The sequence below is a fragment of the Actinomycetota bacterium genome (assembly GCA_030018275.1).
GTDB lineage: Bacteria > Actinomycetota > Aquicultoria > Subteraquimicrobiales > Subteraquimicrobiaceae > Subteraquimicrobium.
On record JASEGB010000001.1, the window covers coordinates 364 to 14,460 of the forward strand.

General features: G+C 45.5%; 15 protein-coding genes, 4 tRNA genes and 1 pseudogene. 5 read left to right on the forward strand and 15 right to left on the reverse strand.

Annotated features, from left to right (window positions below):
• The coding region (locus QMD66_00010) for a GTP-binding protein (protein ID MDI6821263.1) at positions 1 to 274 on the reverse strand (274 nt) is incomplete at its 3' end.
• Positions 275 to 486: 212 nt separating this feature from the next.
• Here QMD66_00010 and QMD66_00015 point away from each other — a divergent pair.
• A complete protein-coding gene (locus QMD66_00015; protein ID MDI6821264.1) occupies positions 487 to 930 on the forward strand; it encodes a hypothetical protein in 444 nt (147 codons plus the stop codon).
• A gap of 919 nt (positions 931 to 1,849) precedes the next feature.
• Here the strand turns inward: QMD66_00015 and QMD66_00020 are convergent.
• The 3 genes from QMD66_00020 to QMD66_00030 form a co-directional block, all read right to left on the reverse strand.
• Positions 1,850 to 1,922, reverse strand: a tRNA-Met gene (locus QMD66_00020).
• A gap of 71 nt (positions 1,923 to 1,993) precedes the next feature.
• Positions 1,994 to 2,066, reverse strand: a tRNA-Thr gene (locus QMD66_00025).
• A gap of 130 nt (positions 2,067 to 2,196) precedes the next feature.
• Positions 2,197 to 2,278 (reverse strand) — tRNA-Tyr (locus QMD66_00030).
• 304 nt (positions 2,279 to 2,582) lie between these two features.
• Between QMD66_00030 and QMD66_00035 the strand changes: the two genes are divergently transcribed.
• From QMD66_00035 to QMD66_00045, 3 genes are all read left to right on the forward strand, one after another.
• Positions 2,583 to 3,737: a hypothetical protein gene (locus tag QMD66_00035; GenBank protein ID MDI6821265.1), complete on the forward strand. Its 1,155-nt coding sequence runs from the start codon at positions 2,583 to 2,585 to the stop codon at positions 3,735 to 3,737.
• Positions 3,694 to 3,837, forward strand: a complete 144-nt coding sequence (locus QMD66_00040) for a LuxR C-terminal-related transcriptional regulator (GenBank protein ID MDI6821266.1) — start codon at positions 3,694 to 3,696, stop codon at positions 3,835 to 3,837. The genes QMD66_00035 and QMD66_00040 overlap by 44 nt, the downstream gene beginning before the upstream one ends.
• Positions 3,838 to 4,148: 311 nt before the next feature.
• On the forward strand, positions 4,149 to 4,688 hold the full coding sequence (locus QMD66_00045; GenBank protein MDI6821267.1) for a nucleotidyltransferase domain-containing protein: 540 nt from the start codon (positions 4,149 to 4,151) through the stop codon (positions 4,686 to 4,688).
• Positions 4,689 to 4,771: 83 nt separating this feature from the next.
• Here QMD66_00045 and QMD66_00050 read toward each other — a convergent pair.
• The 9 genes and pseudogenes from QMD66_00050 to QMD66_00090 form a co-directional block, all read right to left on the reverse strand.
• Positions 4,772 to 4,846, reverse strand: a tRNA-Thr gene (locus tag QMD66_00050).
• 629 nt (positions 4,847 to 5,475) lie between these two features.
• The gene (locus QMD66_00055; protein ID MDI6821268.1) at positions 5,476 to 5,757 is read right to left on the reverse strand and encodes a hypothetical protein; all 282 of its coding nucleotides are present in this window, start codon (positions 5,755 to 5,757) and stop codon (positions 5,476 to 5,478) included.
• A 153-nt stretch (positions 5,758 to 5,910) separates the two neighbouring features.
• Positions 5,911 to 6,564, reverse strand: a complete 654-nt coding sequence (gene sigH, locus QMD66_00060; protein MDI6821269.1) for an RNA polymerase sporulation sigma factor SigH — start codon at positions 6,562 to 6,564, stop codon at positions 5,911 to 5,913.
• 214 nt (positions 6,565 to 6,778) lie between these two features.
• Positions 6,779 to 6,880 (reverse strand): annotated as a pseudogene (locus QMD66_00065) (23S rRNA (guanosine(2251)-2'-O)-methyltransferase RlmB).
• Positions 6,881 to 6,898: 18 nt separating this feature from the next.
• Positions 6,899 to 8,515 (reverse strand): cysteine--tRNA ligase, encoded by a 1,617-nt coding sequence (cysS, locus tag QMD66_00070; GenBank protein MDI6821270.1) that lies wholly within the window; start codon positions 8,513 to 8,515, stop codon positions 6,899 to 6,901.
• Positions 8,496 to 9,152, reverse strand: coding sequence for a serine O-acetyltransferase (gene cysE, locus QMD66_00075; GenBank protein MDI6821271.1), 657 nt, complete (start codon positions 9,150 to 9,152; stop codon positions 8,496 to 8,498). Before cysE ends, cysS begins: the two co-directional genes overlap by 20 nt.
• 15 nt (positions 9,153 to 9,167) lie before the next feature.
• The gene (gene ispF / locus QMD66_00080; protein MDI6821272.1) at positions 9,168 to 9,641 is read right to left on the reverse strand and encodes a 2-C-methyl-D-erythritol 2,4-cyclodiphosphate synthase; all 474 of its coding nucleotides are present in this window, start codon (positions 9,639 to 9,641) and stop codon (positions 9,168 to 9,170) included.
• 68 nt (positions 9,642 to 9,709) lie between these two features.
• On the reverse strand, positions 9,710 to 10,420 hold the full coding sequence (gene ispD, locus QMD66_00085) for a 2-C-methyl-D-erythritol 4-phosphate cytidylyltransferase (GenBank protein ID MDI6821273.1): 711 nt from the start codon (positions 10,418 to 10,420) through the stop codon (positions 9,710 to 9,712).
• Positions 10,413 to 11,480 (reverse strand): TRAM domain-containing protein, encoded by a 1,068-nt coding sequence (locus QMD66_00090; protein MDI6821274.1) that lies wholly within the window; start codon positions 11,478 to 11,480, stop codon positions 10,413 to 10,415. Before QMD66_00090 ends, ispD begins: the two co-directional genes overlap by 8 nt.
• Before the next feature lie 207 nt (positions 11,481 to 11,687).
• Between QMD66_00090 and QMD66_00095 the strand changes: the two genes are divergently transcribed.
• On the forward strand, positions 11,688 to 12,086 hold the full coding sequence (locus QMD66_00095; GenBank protein ID MDI6821275.1) for a DUF1573 domain-containing protein: 399 nt from the start codon (positions 11,688 to 11,690) through the stop codon (positions 12,084 to 12,086).
• On the opposite strand, the gene QMD66_00100 is transcribed toward QMD66_00095, so the two are convergent.
• Entirely contained in the window at positions 12,057 to 12,806 is a 750-nt protein-coding gene (locus QMD66_00100; protein MDI6821276.1) for a polyprenol monophosphomannose synthase, read from the reverse strand. The two genes, QMD66_00095 and QMD66_00100, sit on opposite strands and share 30 nt — an antisense overlap.
• A 1-nt stretch (position 12,807) precedes the next feature.
• Complete coding sequence (gene hemL, locus QMD66_00105; GenBank protein MDI6821277.1) at positions 12,808 to 14,094, reverse strand: glutamate-1-semialdehyde 2,1-aminomutase; 1,287 nt, start codon at positions 14,092 to 14,094, stop codon at positions 12,808 to 12,810.
• Between the last annotated feature and the right edge of the window lie 3 nt (positions 14,095 to 14,097).

Here is a 14,097-nt window from a genome sequence, read left to right on the forward strand (position 1 = left end):
CGCCCACGTGGACTGCCCGGGTCACGCCGACCACGTGGGCGTAGTGTCTCTTCTCTGTCTGGTACTCCACGTGGGCGATGCAGATGGTGATGCCCCTCTCCTTCTCCTCAGGGGCATTGTCGATGGACTCGAAGCTCCTGGGCTCAACCTCGAGTCCACGGGAGTTCAGACACTTGGTGATGGCCGCGGTGAGCATGGTCTTGCCGTGGTCCACGTGACCTATTGTTCCCACGTTCATGTGGGGTTTTACCCTTTCGAATTTCTTCTTTGCCATTGCCTCCTCCTTCTTTCAGTCAGCAGTTGACAAGTTGCAGGACATCGTTTACTTGCAAATAGCAACACATCGTTAACTCTTAGAGCCCTGTTTTGTAGCAGGACATCGTTAACTGTCCTTTGACAACTGAATAGTTGTAGTCACAAGATTTCTCTTCCCCTTTTGAGAACTCAATCTCCAAACACTTTGGATGGAGGTTGAGCAAATGAATAATGAGGAAGAGATTCGCCAGGAAGCTATTTGCCGTTATCTTCAAGGAGAACCACCTGCTCCCATATGCGAGGAACTCAATCGATCGAAACCTTGGCTATTTAAATGGCTCAATCGCTACTACTCAGGAGGCGACACCTGGTATAGGGGGGAAATCTAGGGCTCCCAAGAAAGTTGCCAACAAAACCGATGAGAAGCTTGAACAGCTTGTGGTTGCTGTGAGAAAGAAGCTCGAGCAGACCAAATATGCTCAGATTGGAACTTTAGCTATCGCTTGGGAACTCAAGAAACTGGGGTTAGAAGAAATTCCCAAACCTTGGACAGTAAACCGCATTCTTTCCCGGCACAACTTGACCAAGAAGAAGGAATCCTATGAAAGAAGTGGAAAACCCTATCCCGAAGAGGTTTCTATCTTCCAGGTGAACTACAGGAGGCGGATCTTTTAGGACCCCGGTACCTTACAGGTGGCACTCGCTTCTATTCCCTCAATGTGATGGATGTGGGAAGTCACAGGGTTGCTTTGAATCCTTGCTTGAATAAAAATGACTTCGCCCTAGCAGAAGGTCTCATCTCCTCCTGGAAAAGACTTGGAATTCCCAAAACTCTAAAGCTCGATAATCAACAGGCATTTCGGGGTTCCAACCGGTATCCCAGAAGCTTCGGTTTGATAATAAGGCTTTGCCTTTCTTTAGACGTCGAGGTGATCTTCATTCCCTTCTCTGAACCCTGGCGCAATCCCTTCATCGAGAAGTTTCAAGACACTTGGAGAAAGACTTTCTTTAGGAGTCAGCATTTCCATTCCTAAAGAAACACCGAAGAAAGGGAAAATTCACTTTATCCGCTTCATAAGAAGGGATCTAATGCTCAATGTATTGTCCGAGAAATTTCGGCTAAGACCAAGTCTTCTCCATCAATATGTGACTGCAACTATCTATGTCAAGGAGCAAAAATTGAGGAATCTACTGGGAAGATGATCTCGTTCAAGAATTTAATTATCATCTTCCTTAAGTAAACGATGTTATGCTACATACATTCTCTAAGATTGAGTAAACGATGTTATGCTATTTAACAAGTAGTTATTAGTTCGTAGTTGGGAGCTAATATTTTCATTGTTCCCAAACTACCAACTCCCCACTCCCAACTAATAAACTGTATATAAGGGTAGCGGTGGCAGGATTCGAACCATGCTCCGTCGCTTTCGCTCCTTGGTCGGAAAACCTCACGGTTTCCCGCCAATACCACCCTTCCATACGATAGATTCTGGGGGAAATCCTTCCCCCAGAAAATATATCCCCCTTGGTCGCAGGTTCTCAGATCGTTGGTAATATTCTCCCTCGATTTGAGAAACATTCAATGCTAATTCTGTAGCGGTGGCAGGATTCGAACCTGCGACTCCACGGGTATGAGCCGTGTGCTCTAACCACTGAGCTACACCGCCATGCTTCCGATGACTTTTACTGTAGTCAAACTCTTTCTTAATCAAAAGTCAAGATTTGAAGCTTGCACAAGAGCCGAGGACGGGATTTGAACCCGTGACCTCGTGCTTACCACGCACGTGCTCTACCTACTGAGCTACCTCGGCATTTTACTCATATTTTGTTGTTCGCTGTCGGTTGTTCGCTTTTAAATATCTTCTACCAACAACTAACCTACCAACAACCAATTAGCGGTGGGGAGACTTTTGACTCATCCCTCTTCACTAATTTTTACGGTGGGGGGGAGAGGATTCGAACCTCTGAAGGCTGCGCCGGCAGATTTACAGTCTGCTCCCTTTGTCCACTCGGGAACCCCCCCTACCCCTTGAAAATTCTTTTTAAAAGACAAGAGAATCCCCTTTTTGCAGTAATGATAGTACTTTAAATTGTATCCCATGTCAATCTCAACAAAACCAAAAACGGTGAGGTAGAGTGGATAATTATATCAAAAAGTCGAGGAGTAAAATGCTTTTGAATAGTCCATTTGAACTATAAAAAATGAGTCATATGGAGCATATACAAGGATGACAAAAAGAGGTATAAAAGTGCTATGGTTAAAATAATCCGATTCCCGATTGTTATGAAAGGTTCTTTCGCTATTCCAAAGCTTTGGTGGGATGTATGTGTTAAGAAAATGCCTTCTCATCTTCTCAATTCTAATCATTGTTCTAATTCTTCTCCTTGCGAGTACAAATGGAAGTTCCTTAGCCACTACACCTTCAGAAAATCTATTCGAGAGCATACGAGAAGCCATCAATCAGAAGATCCAGGGATTAAAGGGTAGAGAAGTTCCTGAAATTGCATTATACCCCGAAGCAAGGCGCTTACTTTACCGGGAGAATATCGATACTGAAAAACAAGAAAAAAACACTTTTATAGCATATTATGCCAGAGAAGAAATAGGGAAGGTTTCCCAATTTTACTCCTCCGAGATGAAAAAGTTAGGTTGGAAGGAGATAGAATCGGGAACCATTGACGCTGCGGGAGAAATAGGTTATCTCCTAACATTTGCAAAGGACAATCGGAGTTGTGGGATTACCCTTATAGGCAAAGGGGATACACAAGCCACCCTCATTCAAATTGCCTTATGGGAGAAGTACAAAGGAGCCCCAGCGGGAACACCCATAAGTCTATTATTGCCATTGACCGGTTTTTTCAAGGCTTTCTCCAGTCTCCCACCTTTGGTTCGCTGGTCGATAATTCTTGCAATCGTAGTCTTGTTGATAATTCTCGCGGTCACTTCTCGGATTTTTAATATAGTTAATGTAATCAGGTGTTTTTTTCTCTACTCAATCTTAGCGGGACTATTCACCAGCGCTTATCTCCTTTTCGCTCGAACCGCTGGGAAAATCGCCCGGTTCCCATCCCCATACACCTCCCCATTGATAACCGCAATTTTCATTATCATTGTTGTGTGCTGTTTCCAACCAGTTAAAAATAGAGTGCAAAAACTAATCGATAAAATCGTCTACAGGCACGAGCTTCGATACAGGGATTTCCTCCAACAATTCAGCCAAACTTTAAGTTCTCTGATGAGTCTGGAGGATCTTTCAACGAAAATCGTCCAAAAAATAAGAGAGGGCATGGAGCTTCAAAGCGCCACTTTGCTTCTCTACGATATCCAAAATATTAGCCGAGTTCGCTCGCTTGGGGAAAAAGAAGAAAGGACCAGAACATCTCTACAGCAATTTAAGCAATCGGGAAAGAGAAATACTTCGCCTCATCGCCCAGGGAATGAGCAACAAAGAAATTGCCAAGGAGCTTTTCATCAGCGATAAAACGGTCAAGAACCATCTGAGGAATATCTTCAGCAAACTGCACATCAACGACAGGACAACCGCAGCCGTGATCGCCATACGTGAAGGCTTGGCAGAATAATTATCCTTCCTCTAACCTCCCCACGAGGATAGACTCCCGTATAGCCTAGACATAATTCACGCTTAATAATTCGAGATCACTCTATTTATGTCTAGGGCACACTCCCGCGTGCCTAGTCCATTTGGGCTATCAAAAATGAGTCAATTGTGCTATTTACCTGGGAAGATGCTCGCCTAACATATTAATTAGAAAAGCTTGTGAGCTTTAAGAGGGACCCTGGGAGTGAGGATTTGCCCCTCCCTTGCTCTCGGGGTCCTAAAAATGAACAATTTCTGATAATCACTAAATACTTATTTGGTCAGGAGGCTTCCATGAGCGAAGGCGAACTTGCTAGCATTGTTAAGGTGTCACATATGACTATCAATAGGTTGATGAAAGAACTCCGGGCTTTGAATTTAGTCACTATGGAGCGGATAGGAAATGCAAATGTATGGGCAGTAAATAGGGAAAGTTATGCTTATCAGGTACTTTCTGAAATAGTAAAAAAGATTGCTGAGACTCCTCTCGAACATCTAAAGAAGACCATACTTAAAAATATTCCCAAGACGCTAGTAAAGGAAGTTATCCTCTTTGGATCCATTGCATCGGGAGGAGAGGAGATAAGCAGTGATATCGACTTATTTATTTTAGTGAAATCCAAACAAGATAAAACCAAACTAGAGCCTTTTATCGACAAACTTTCTAACCAATGTCTCATACTTTACGGTAACAGATTAGCGCCGTATATCCTAACCGAACTTGAATTGAAAAAGAAGGAGAATTTACCTCTAATATCGGAGGTCAGAAAGGGCATTCAAATCTATTCATCAAAAGGGGCATCTGTTGGCAAAGCTAAAGACGAGACGCATTGAGAGAAGTTTATACGTAAACTATCTTAAGAGAGCCGAAGAATGCCTAACCGCCTCAAAAGCGCCCTCTTTTAGCTGCGATTCTTTGGAGCCGGCGACCCGATTCGAACGGGTGACCTGCTGATTACAAATCAGCTGCTCTCCCACTGAGCTACGCCGGCAATTATTCTAAGTTTAGCATAAAGGCAAATCTTTGACCAAGTAAAGCCTTTTACCAAGTAAAGCGTTACTTGGTAATTCCGCTAACTCCCTAGTTCAATTCTTAACTTACTTTCTTAAGACTCCACTTGCCTCGCTCTTGCTTCTCAAAGCGAGGATTCTTGCGGTAACCATCAGAACACAGAACTCCCCAAACCAAATGGTTCAAGGCTTTCCCATCCTTGCTAGGATAATCAGATTTAAGAGCCTCTACAAGCTCTTTTGCTGTGACCGGATGAGCCGCTTCCTGCATGATTTTCTGAATCTTATCGCCATGCTTTCCCTCTTCTGAAAGCGGGCTTTCTTCTTCTTAGTCTGTTTGGTCGCCATCTTTGCACCTATACCAAGATTCTATATGTAGTAGATCATCCACATTCTAACACAATACGTGGTGCCTTTCAAATACCAGTATCAGTTTATTACGAACACATGTTCGTTTCAATGATAAAATTGCTTTATTGGTTGCCAAAAATGAAAGCAAAGAAGCGAGGTCAGAGGAGAAATCCTCTCTTTGCTATTAAAATGGCCTGCTGCTACTTGACTTATCTTAAGGCAAACCCTAAAACTAGACGGTTGGTCAATTTGGTGCAACCTAGAGCAATTTATCCACGGGCGAGAACTTAGAATGGGCTTCCTTTAGGTTTCTTCCCACCATGTAAACATAAATCATTGTGCTCTCTAAATTCCGATGACCCAATAAGCTCTGTAGTGAAAATAAGTCTCTGGCCACGATTAAGTGGATGTTTCTCTCTTTGAGCCTTTCTCCATCCTTAGTGATGAATAAAGCTTCCTTATTTACCACCTGCAAAAGAGCTTTAACTTGATGGTCTTCAAGCACATAGGGAAACTGTAAGGGCAGTCTCGGTTTTCTCATGTAATCGATGGGATTTCTTTTGATGATGTTTAAGAGAAAATAATCTTTTATCTTTGTTGAATCTACCTCTTCTATTGGGGTATCCTTTGAGTCAATGCCTTGACTCGAAGTTTGTTTCAGGAATTCTTGGAAGGAAGAGATAACATAGTAACTTTACATTATTTTGCGTCTTAAATGTAGTTCTACTTTCCGCTTCACACGCTGTAGGGCATTATCGATGGATTTTACGTGTCTATCGAGTTCCTCAGCGATTTCCTGATAGGATTTCCCATCAATATATAATCTCAAGACTTCCGCTTCGAGGCCACTTAATATCTCACCGAAGCTAGAACGGATACTTTTGAGTTCTTCGCCGCTGATCACCAATTCCACGGGGTCGGTTACTTCGGAGCCAGAGAGGGTTTCCACCAAAGTTCGATCCGATTCATCCTCGTAATACATGGGCTTATTTAGAGAGATGTATGAATTCAATGGGATGTGCTTCTGTCTTGTGGCCGTTTTAATGGCCGTAATCATTTGGCGGGTGATACAAAGTTCAGCGAAGGCTCTAAAGGAGGACTGCTTATCGGGACGGAAATCTCTTATGGCTTTGTATAATCCAATCATGCCTTCTTGAATTAAATCTTCTTTGTCTGCGCCTATGAGGAAATAGGACCTTGCCTTTATCCGAACGAAGTTTTTGTATTTATCGAGTAGAAATTCGAGTGCCGAATCATTTCCCTCTCTAGCAGATATAACGAGTTCATAATCATCTAAGCCCTGAAAAACCGAAGAATCACGCTTATGATGTCCCGGATGGGCTTGCAATTACATCGCCTCCAAGGAAGGTTAATCCAAACAGATGTGGGACCCCCTTTCCATGAATTTGCAAAAAAGAAATCTAAACCGATTATATATTAGGTGCTTAACAGCGTCAAGGAAACCTGGTCTTCCGCTAACTAGCCACTCTCAAATAGATTCCTGGAGAGTTGACGCGTCTACTAGTCTACTAATTTATATACCCAATTGCTTCACAAAGATGTCATTTATGGCTCATTCTTTGTCTTCTGGCCTCGTACATCAAAAGAGCCCCGGCTACGGCGACATTGAGGGAGGAAATTTTCCCATACATTGGAATACTCACAAAACGGGATTTCTTCCCTCAACGACTTCGCTCATATATATCGATCACTCTCTGAAAGCTGAACTTCCATTTATATCCCTTGGGCGTGTCCACGTCGCGTACCTCTATGCCCATTCCATTTAACCTCTCTCGAATGTTATCCGCGGTCTTCCAATCCTTTCTCTCTCGAGCTCGCTTTCGCACATCCAAAATTGTGTTGAGGATTTTGGTGAAATCCTCCTTCAATCCTGCCCTGGTTTCTTTCGTATCGGGCCCTTGGGATAGTTCGAAGTAGAGATCAAGGAGGTCGTTTAGCATCATCTCCGGGAGCAACTTAAGCAACTCTTGAATCCTGGGAAGTTTAATATTCGATTCCTGGACGATGGATAAACCAAATTCCAATCCCAATACCTCTCCGAGCTCGATGAAGATTTTTCTGATTTCGATCAGCAAATCCCTTGCTTCGACGCTGGGATTGGCTTTGAAATTCTGCAGCAAGATATGGGCGTCTTTTGCCAGTTCGAATAAGATAGCCAACGCCGCGGCGGTGTTAGAATCGTCGTCCATTGCCTCCTCGAATTTTGCCCTGGTCTCGGAAACAATTCGAGATACATCTTCGCCGGTCTTTATTTGCGATGTCGATGAGACCGAGCACATCTCAAGGGCATCGTCGATATCCCCGAGGAGATTCTCTAACCTCTCAAAGGCCTCGGTGGACTCGGAAAGCCGATCGAAGGTAAAATCGATTGGGCTCCTATAATGGTGCTCAAGAAAAAGCAGACGTAGTGCATTGGGATTGTATTTCCTTTCCAAAATTTCCCTTACCAGTATCACATTGCCCAAGGACTTGGCCATCTTCTCCTTTTCGATGCTTAAAAATCCATTATGCAACCAATGTCTCACAAAGGGTTTTGTACCCGCATAGGCTTCGGATTGAGCGATTTCATTCTCGTGGTGAGGGAAGATTAAATCCTGACCTCCCGCGTGGATATCGAAGCCCATGCCCAGATATTTGAGGGACATGGCTGAGCACTCGATGTGCCAACCGGGTCTCCCATCTCCCCACGGACTGGGCCAGGAAGGTTCACCGGGCTTAGCCTTTTTCCAGAGAGCGAAATCCATGGGATGACGTTTGCGTGGATCGATTTCAACCCGTTCCCCAGCTCTCATCTCCTCCAGAGTGCGGTGAGAAAGCTTCCCGTAATCTTCAAATTTGGTGACTTCAAAGAAGACATCTCCATCAACGACATAGGCGTATCCCTTTTGTATGAGCTTTTCGATCATCTCCAGCATCTCCGGTATATGCTCGGTGGCTTTGGGTTGAACATCTATCGGCTCCACACCCAGACTCTCCATGTCATCGAGATAAGCCCGTGTATACTTCCTTGATATCTCCTCGGCGGTGGTATTCTCCTCCCGGGCCTTGTTGATGATTTTATCATCAATATCGGTGATATTCTGGACGTAAATGACCTCGTATCCCTTATGCCTCAAATACCTTCTTATCACATCGAAGGCTACATAGCAGCGCGCATTTCCGATGTGGATGTAGTTATAAACCGTGGGTCCGCAGACGTACATCCCAATTTTGCCCTCTTCACGAGGGACAAGCTCTTCCTTTTTACCGGTCAAGGTATTATAAACCCTCAGGCTCATCCTTCCTTGCCTCTTCGATTTTGTGTTCTAGTCTATCCAGACGACGGTGAATGGCATTAAACATCTCCGCCACGGGATCTGGGAGCCTTTCATGGTGTAGATCGATGGTGGGAACCTTCTTCCCCTCCCGAACGACTATGCGACCGGGAACGCCTACCACGGTGCAGTTTGGAGGGACTGGATGGATCACCACAGCTCCCGCTCCCACAATAGAATTATCTCCCACATTTACGGCACCCAGAACGGTTGCACCGGCGGCGATGACCACGTTATCACCTATGGTGGGGTGACGCTTCCCTCTTTCCTTTCCGGTTCCCCCCAAAGTTACACCTTGATAAAGGGTGACATTATCTCCAATCTCGGTGGTCTCTCCTATGACCACTCCCATGCCATGGTCTATGAAAAATCCTCGCCCAATCTGCGCCCCGGGGTGAATTTCAATGGCCGTTAAAAAACGACTTATGTGGGAGAGTAGGCGAGCGAGCAATCTTAGTCTCCTCCTATGTAACCAATGGGCTATGCGGTGAAAACAAATGGCATGAAACCCCGGATAAGCCAGGATAACCTCAAGGGCGCTCGTGGCGGCGGGGTCTCTATCAAGAGCCGCCTGAACATCCCCTTTTAAAGCATCAAACATCGTACACCCCCGCACTTAAATTTGTTCCACCAGGGCCACGGCATAAGCGGCGATTCCTTCCCTGCGCCCGGTAAAGCCCAAACCTTCGGTGGTGGTGGCTTTGACGTTTACCCGATCCCTCTCTATATCCAAAGTATGAGCGATCTTTCCCTTCATCTCATCGCGAAAGGGAGCAATTTTTGGCTCCTCGAGGGCCACGACCACATCTAAATTAACCACTTTGTACCTTCGTTCGGTCAAGATTTTTTTGACCTCAGAGAGCAGAGTGAGGCTGGAGATATCCCTATACCTCTCCTCCGTATCCGGGAAATGTAGTCCCATATCTCCCTCGGAGATGGCTCCCAAGATGGCATCGATGATTGCATGGATAACAACATCGGCATCGGAATATCCTTCGAGTCCCAAGGGAAAGGGGATGTGCACCCCTCCCAAAACTAAGGGGCGGTTAGAGGTAAATTTATGAGCATCAAAGCCAATACCAACCCTCACTTTTGAAGGGGAAAGGGATGAGTCTAGAGTCAAGATCGATTTCTCCCTCCAGACTTCTCCCTTATCCCTCACCCCTCACTTTCATTTTGTCTTTTCCTCAGGATAGCTTCGGCTATCAGTAAATCTTCGGGGGTTGTTATTTTAATATTTTCGTAAGAACCCATGATCATTCTAATGCGGTACCCCATTCTCTCGAGGAGAATTGCATCATCAGTACCGTAAAAATTATCGGACTTCGCCTGTTTGTGGGCTTCGAATAGCGACTTTAATTTAAAAACCTGAGGAGTTTGAGCACACCAAAGTTTCGCTCGGGGACGAGTTCGGGCTATCCTTTCATCCTGCACCTCTTTGATGGTATCCGTAGCGGGGACTCCGACCACCACACCATCCCAACCCTTTAACGCGGAAATTGCCTTCTCTATGATTTGAGGGGTTACAAGGGGGCGCGCTCCATCATGGATCATCACCGTTGTGGTTCCTTTAGGCAGGGCTTGAAGACCATTGTACACGGAGTCCTGTCTTTTGGGTCCCCCAGCAACCACCTCTAATACCTTGGAGAGACCGTATTTTTCTATGATTTCGTCCCGACAAAATTCTATGTCCTCGGGATTTGCCACCACTATGACCTGATGTATGGGGGTACAATCTTCAAAGACCTGGAGGGTATGGGCTAAAATTGGCTTGCCACCCAGGAGAATATATTGTTTACCACCCCCAAGTCCCATCCTCTCCCCCCTCCCCGCAGCGGCGATCACGGCAACATTTATGACCTTAAGCACTGGTGGCCTCCACATCTTTGAGCTTGGTGAAGATCATCCTCCCCGCCGGAGTTTGAAGGACACTCGTCACCAAAACCTCGACATCCTCGCCAACGAACTTCTTCCCTCCATCCACTACGACCATGGTTCCATCATCCAGGTACCCAACGCCCTGTCCGGCTTCCTTCCCTTCCCTTAAAATACGCACGCTCATTTCTTCACCCGGTAAGACCACTGGTTTAAGGGCATTTGCAAGTTCATTGATGTTAAGGACCCTTACCCCTTGTAATTCAGCGACTTTATTTAAATTGTAATCGTTGGTGAGGATTACACCATCCAATTCCTTGGCAAGACGAACCAACCTGGCATCGACATCTAAAAGTTCTGGGTAGTCCTGCTCCAAAATGTGGATTTCCACTCTTGGCTCCCGCTGAAGTGCACCTAAAATATCAAGTCCCCTACGTCCCCGATTTCTCTTGAGGCTATCTTCAGAATCAGCAATCTTCTGTAGCTCCTTCAATATGAAGCGAGGCACATTTAGCCGCCCCTCAATGAAACCGGTCCCACAAATATCGGCAATCCGTCCATCGATGATGACGCTGGTATCCAAGATCTTTTCTTCGGGGAAATATGTTGCCTTTGGTATCTTAACCTGGGAAAAGATCCGAAGCGCTCCTCGAAAATCCTCCTTTTTGCGGAGTGAGAGGCGTATCCCCAAATAGCCCAAGACGACGAAGACCAGAACGGTTAAGAAGATGTGCAATAATTTCAGTTCCGATGGGAGATACTTCAAAGGCCATGAAATTAGGGTTGCCAGAACCAGCCCAACTATTAAACCTAATGCACCGATTATCAGATCCAAACTGGGAATCTTCTGGACATTGGCTTCAATCCAATTTATCGCTTTAACCAGCCATCTGCCAGCGATTCCACCCAAAACATATCCGATCCCAGAACCAATTATTATGTATGATATGATTCCGATGAGCTCGGGGATGGGTACCTTGATCACATTCACCAACTGATAACCAGCAATAGCTCCTGTGATGATGAAAAGGATACGAATGATGCGAATGAGCATCGTCAACAACTCCTATCTTTTGTGAACTTGAATGAGCGATCAAATTGTCCTCCTTGAAAAACCTTCCAATTTGCCCTCTGTGCAAATCTTAGCACAGGTAGAAGGAGAGGGTCAAAATCTCCAAAACCTTGGTTTCCTTGACAAGCAAATTACATAAAAATTATAATGTGGATGATTTTTAAGCGCCATAAGGGGGAGAGAAGAATAATGCCACCACAAACTTCCTGTAAGAAATTTCAACGCACCGTCTCCGAGTATCTGGTAAGACACAAAAGCATTCTTGATGTAATGTCCAAATTCCAAGAAGCCAGTGCTCATGTAAACAGAGCTATGGCCAAAGCGGTCACCAACTGTGGGTGTTTAAAGATCAAAGCTGAAAAACAACCCGTCCCCCCAAATGTCAACTTCTCCGAAGTTTCAAAATATGTAAAAACACATATAGAAGGGAACTTGTGTCCCAATTGCCGTGAGGTAGTGGAGGCGGAGTTGGGAAACGCCATGTTCTACATCGCAGCTTTTTGTACCCTTCTCGATCTCGACCTGGAAAAGATCCTCTCAAAGGAAAACGATCGAATCTCAACGTTGGGTGTGTACAGCTTGACTTGATTTCCCAAAAAGCCTCTTTAACCCCAACCTTATCACCAGAATTAGTGCCTCCAGGATGACCTTCCTTGAAAGTTTGGATTTTCCTTTCTGTCTGTCTACATAGGTTATGGGTATTTCCTCGATTGCAAACCTCTTCTCATAACCTCTATTGAGAAGCTCAATTAAAAAAGCGTATCCATCTAAGGTAATCGTATCCAATTCCAGACTTTTCAGAATCTCTCGGCGATATCCTCTAAAGCCACTGGTGCAGTCCTTGAAAGGAAGTCTTAAGAGAAAGCGAGCGAATCTATTTCCCCACGTACTCAGCAATCTTCGAAAGAATCCCCAATCGGCTACGATCTTCCCACCATCCACATAGCGAGAGCCAATGACCATGGAGCAATTCTTCATTCTCCGAAGTAGCCTGGGAATATCTTTCGGGTCATGTGAAAAGTCAGCATCCATGGAAAAAATATATTTGAACTCCCGTTTCAGACCATAATTAAATCCATCCTTGCAGGCGACTCCATATCCCCTTTCCCCTCTCCGGCGAAGGACTTGCACCTGTGGAAATTTCTCGGACAAGACAAAGGCGATTTCGCCCGTACCATCGGGGGAATCGTCGTCCACAAATAAGATATTGAAATCTTCATCAACCGCAATTATCGCCTTAACCAGCTTTTCTATATTTTCGCACTCGTTATAAGTGGGTATTACTATCAGTACCTCGGACAAGACCATCTTACCTCAGCTTTTTTAGAGCCTCGCGGTTAGCCTCTATGGTTCTTTGGATGTCTTCATCCGTATGAGCCGTGGAGATGAAGCAGGCTTCGAACTGAGAGGGTGCAAGATAGATGCCAGACTTAAGCATCTCTCGGAAATAGCGGGCATATTTTTCAGTATCCGAACTGGCAGCGGTCTCGAAGTTTAAAACCTCTTTATCCGTGAAGAACATGCACAAAAGCGATCCAACCCTCGTGAAATGGGCTTTTATCCCCAATTCCCTGGCATTTTCCCGCAAGCCCTCGGAGAGCATGGCTCCCTTCCTCTCCAAGTCCTGATAAATCTGGCCATCGGAAAGTATTTTGAGCGTCATAAGTCCAGCGGTCATGGCTATGGGATTCCCGGAAAGGGTACCAGCCTGATATACCGAGCCCACGGGAGCCACACATTCCATGATTTCTCGCCTTCCACCAAAGGCACCCACCGGGAAGCCTCCCCCGATTATCTTGCCCAGACAGGTCAAATCAGGGATGACACTGTAAAGCTCTTGAGCACCGCCATAGGAAACCCTAAAGCCCGTGATTACCTCGTCAAAAATGAGAATTATCCCATATTCCCGAGTAATTTTCCTCAAACCCTCCAAGAAACCGGGTTGAGGAAGAACCACGCCCATATTACCGGCTATGGGCTCCACTATTATGCAAGCGATCTCCTCATGCTGCTCCCTGACGATCCTCCCAACGCTTTCTAAGTCATTGTAGGATAGAACTATCGTATCCAAAGCCACCTTGGAGGTAACCCCAGGTGTACCTGGGATGGCAAGGGTGGCGACACCTGAACCAGCTTTTACCAAAAGATGGTCAACATGTCCATGGTAACAGCCTTCGAACTTGATGACCTTTTCTCGCCCCGTGTACCCCCGGGCGAGTCTTATGGCACTCATGGTCGCTTCGGTTCCCGAATTTACCATTCGAACCCGCTCGATGGAGGGAACGGCTTCTATGATTTGCTTGGCCAGTTCCACCTCGAGTTCGGTGCACGCACCAAAGCTGGTTCCATTCTCCAAAATATCTTTCACCGCCGAGATTACCTTGGGATGAGCGTGACCAAGGATGAGGGGACCCCAAGAGCAGACATAATCGATGTACTCATTTCCATCCACATCGTAGATTTTCGATCCTTTGCCCTTGGTTATGAAGAGAGGCTCCATGCCCACAGCCTTAAAGGCTCTAACGGGACTGTTTACTCCACCCGGAATATATTCTTTAGCTCGGGAAAATAACTCATGTGATTTAGACATGTCCATGTT

Bases quoted from the DNA above. Each gene is read 5' to 3' on its own strand.
- QMD66_00090 (MDI6821274.1), bottom strand. From the start codon at position 11,480: ATGCTCATTCGCATCATTCGTATCCTTTTCATCATCACAGGAGCTATT.
- QMD66_00095 (MDI6821275.1), top strand. From the start codon at position 11,688: ATGCCACCACAAACTTCCTGTAAGAAATTTCAACGCACCGTCTCCGAG.
- hemL (MDI6821277.1), bottom strand. From the start codon at position 14,094: ATGGACATGTCTAAATCACATGAGTTATTTTCCCGAGCTAAAGAATAT.
- QMD66_00055 (MDI6821268.1), bottom strand. From the start codon at position 5,757: ATGAGAAAACCGAGACTGCCCTTACAGTTTCCCTATGTGCTTGAAGAC.
- QMD66_00015 (MDI6821264.1), top strand. From the start codon at position 487: ATGAGGAAGAGATTCGCCAGGAAGCTATTTGCCGTTATCTTCAAGGAG.
- QMD66_00100 (MDI6821276.1), bottom strand. From the start codon at position 12,806: ATGGTCTTGTCCGAGGTACTGATAGTAATACCCACTTATAACGAGTGC.
- cysE (MDI6821271.1), bottom strand. From the start codon at position 9,152: ATGTTTGATGCTTTAAAAGGGGATGTTCAGGCGGCTCTTGATAGAGAC.
- QMD66_00040 (MDI6821266.1), top strand. From the start codon at position 3,694: ATGAGCAACAAAGAAATTGCCAAGGAGCTTTTCATCAGCGATAAAACG.
- cysS (MDI6821270.1), bottom strand. From the start codon at position 8,515: ATGAGCCTGAGGGTTTATAATACCTTGACCGGTAAAAAGGAAGAGCTT.
- QMD66_00045 (MDI6821267.1), top strand. From the start codon at position 4,149: ATGAGCGAAGGCGAACTTGCTAGCATTGTTAAGGTGTCACATATGACT.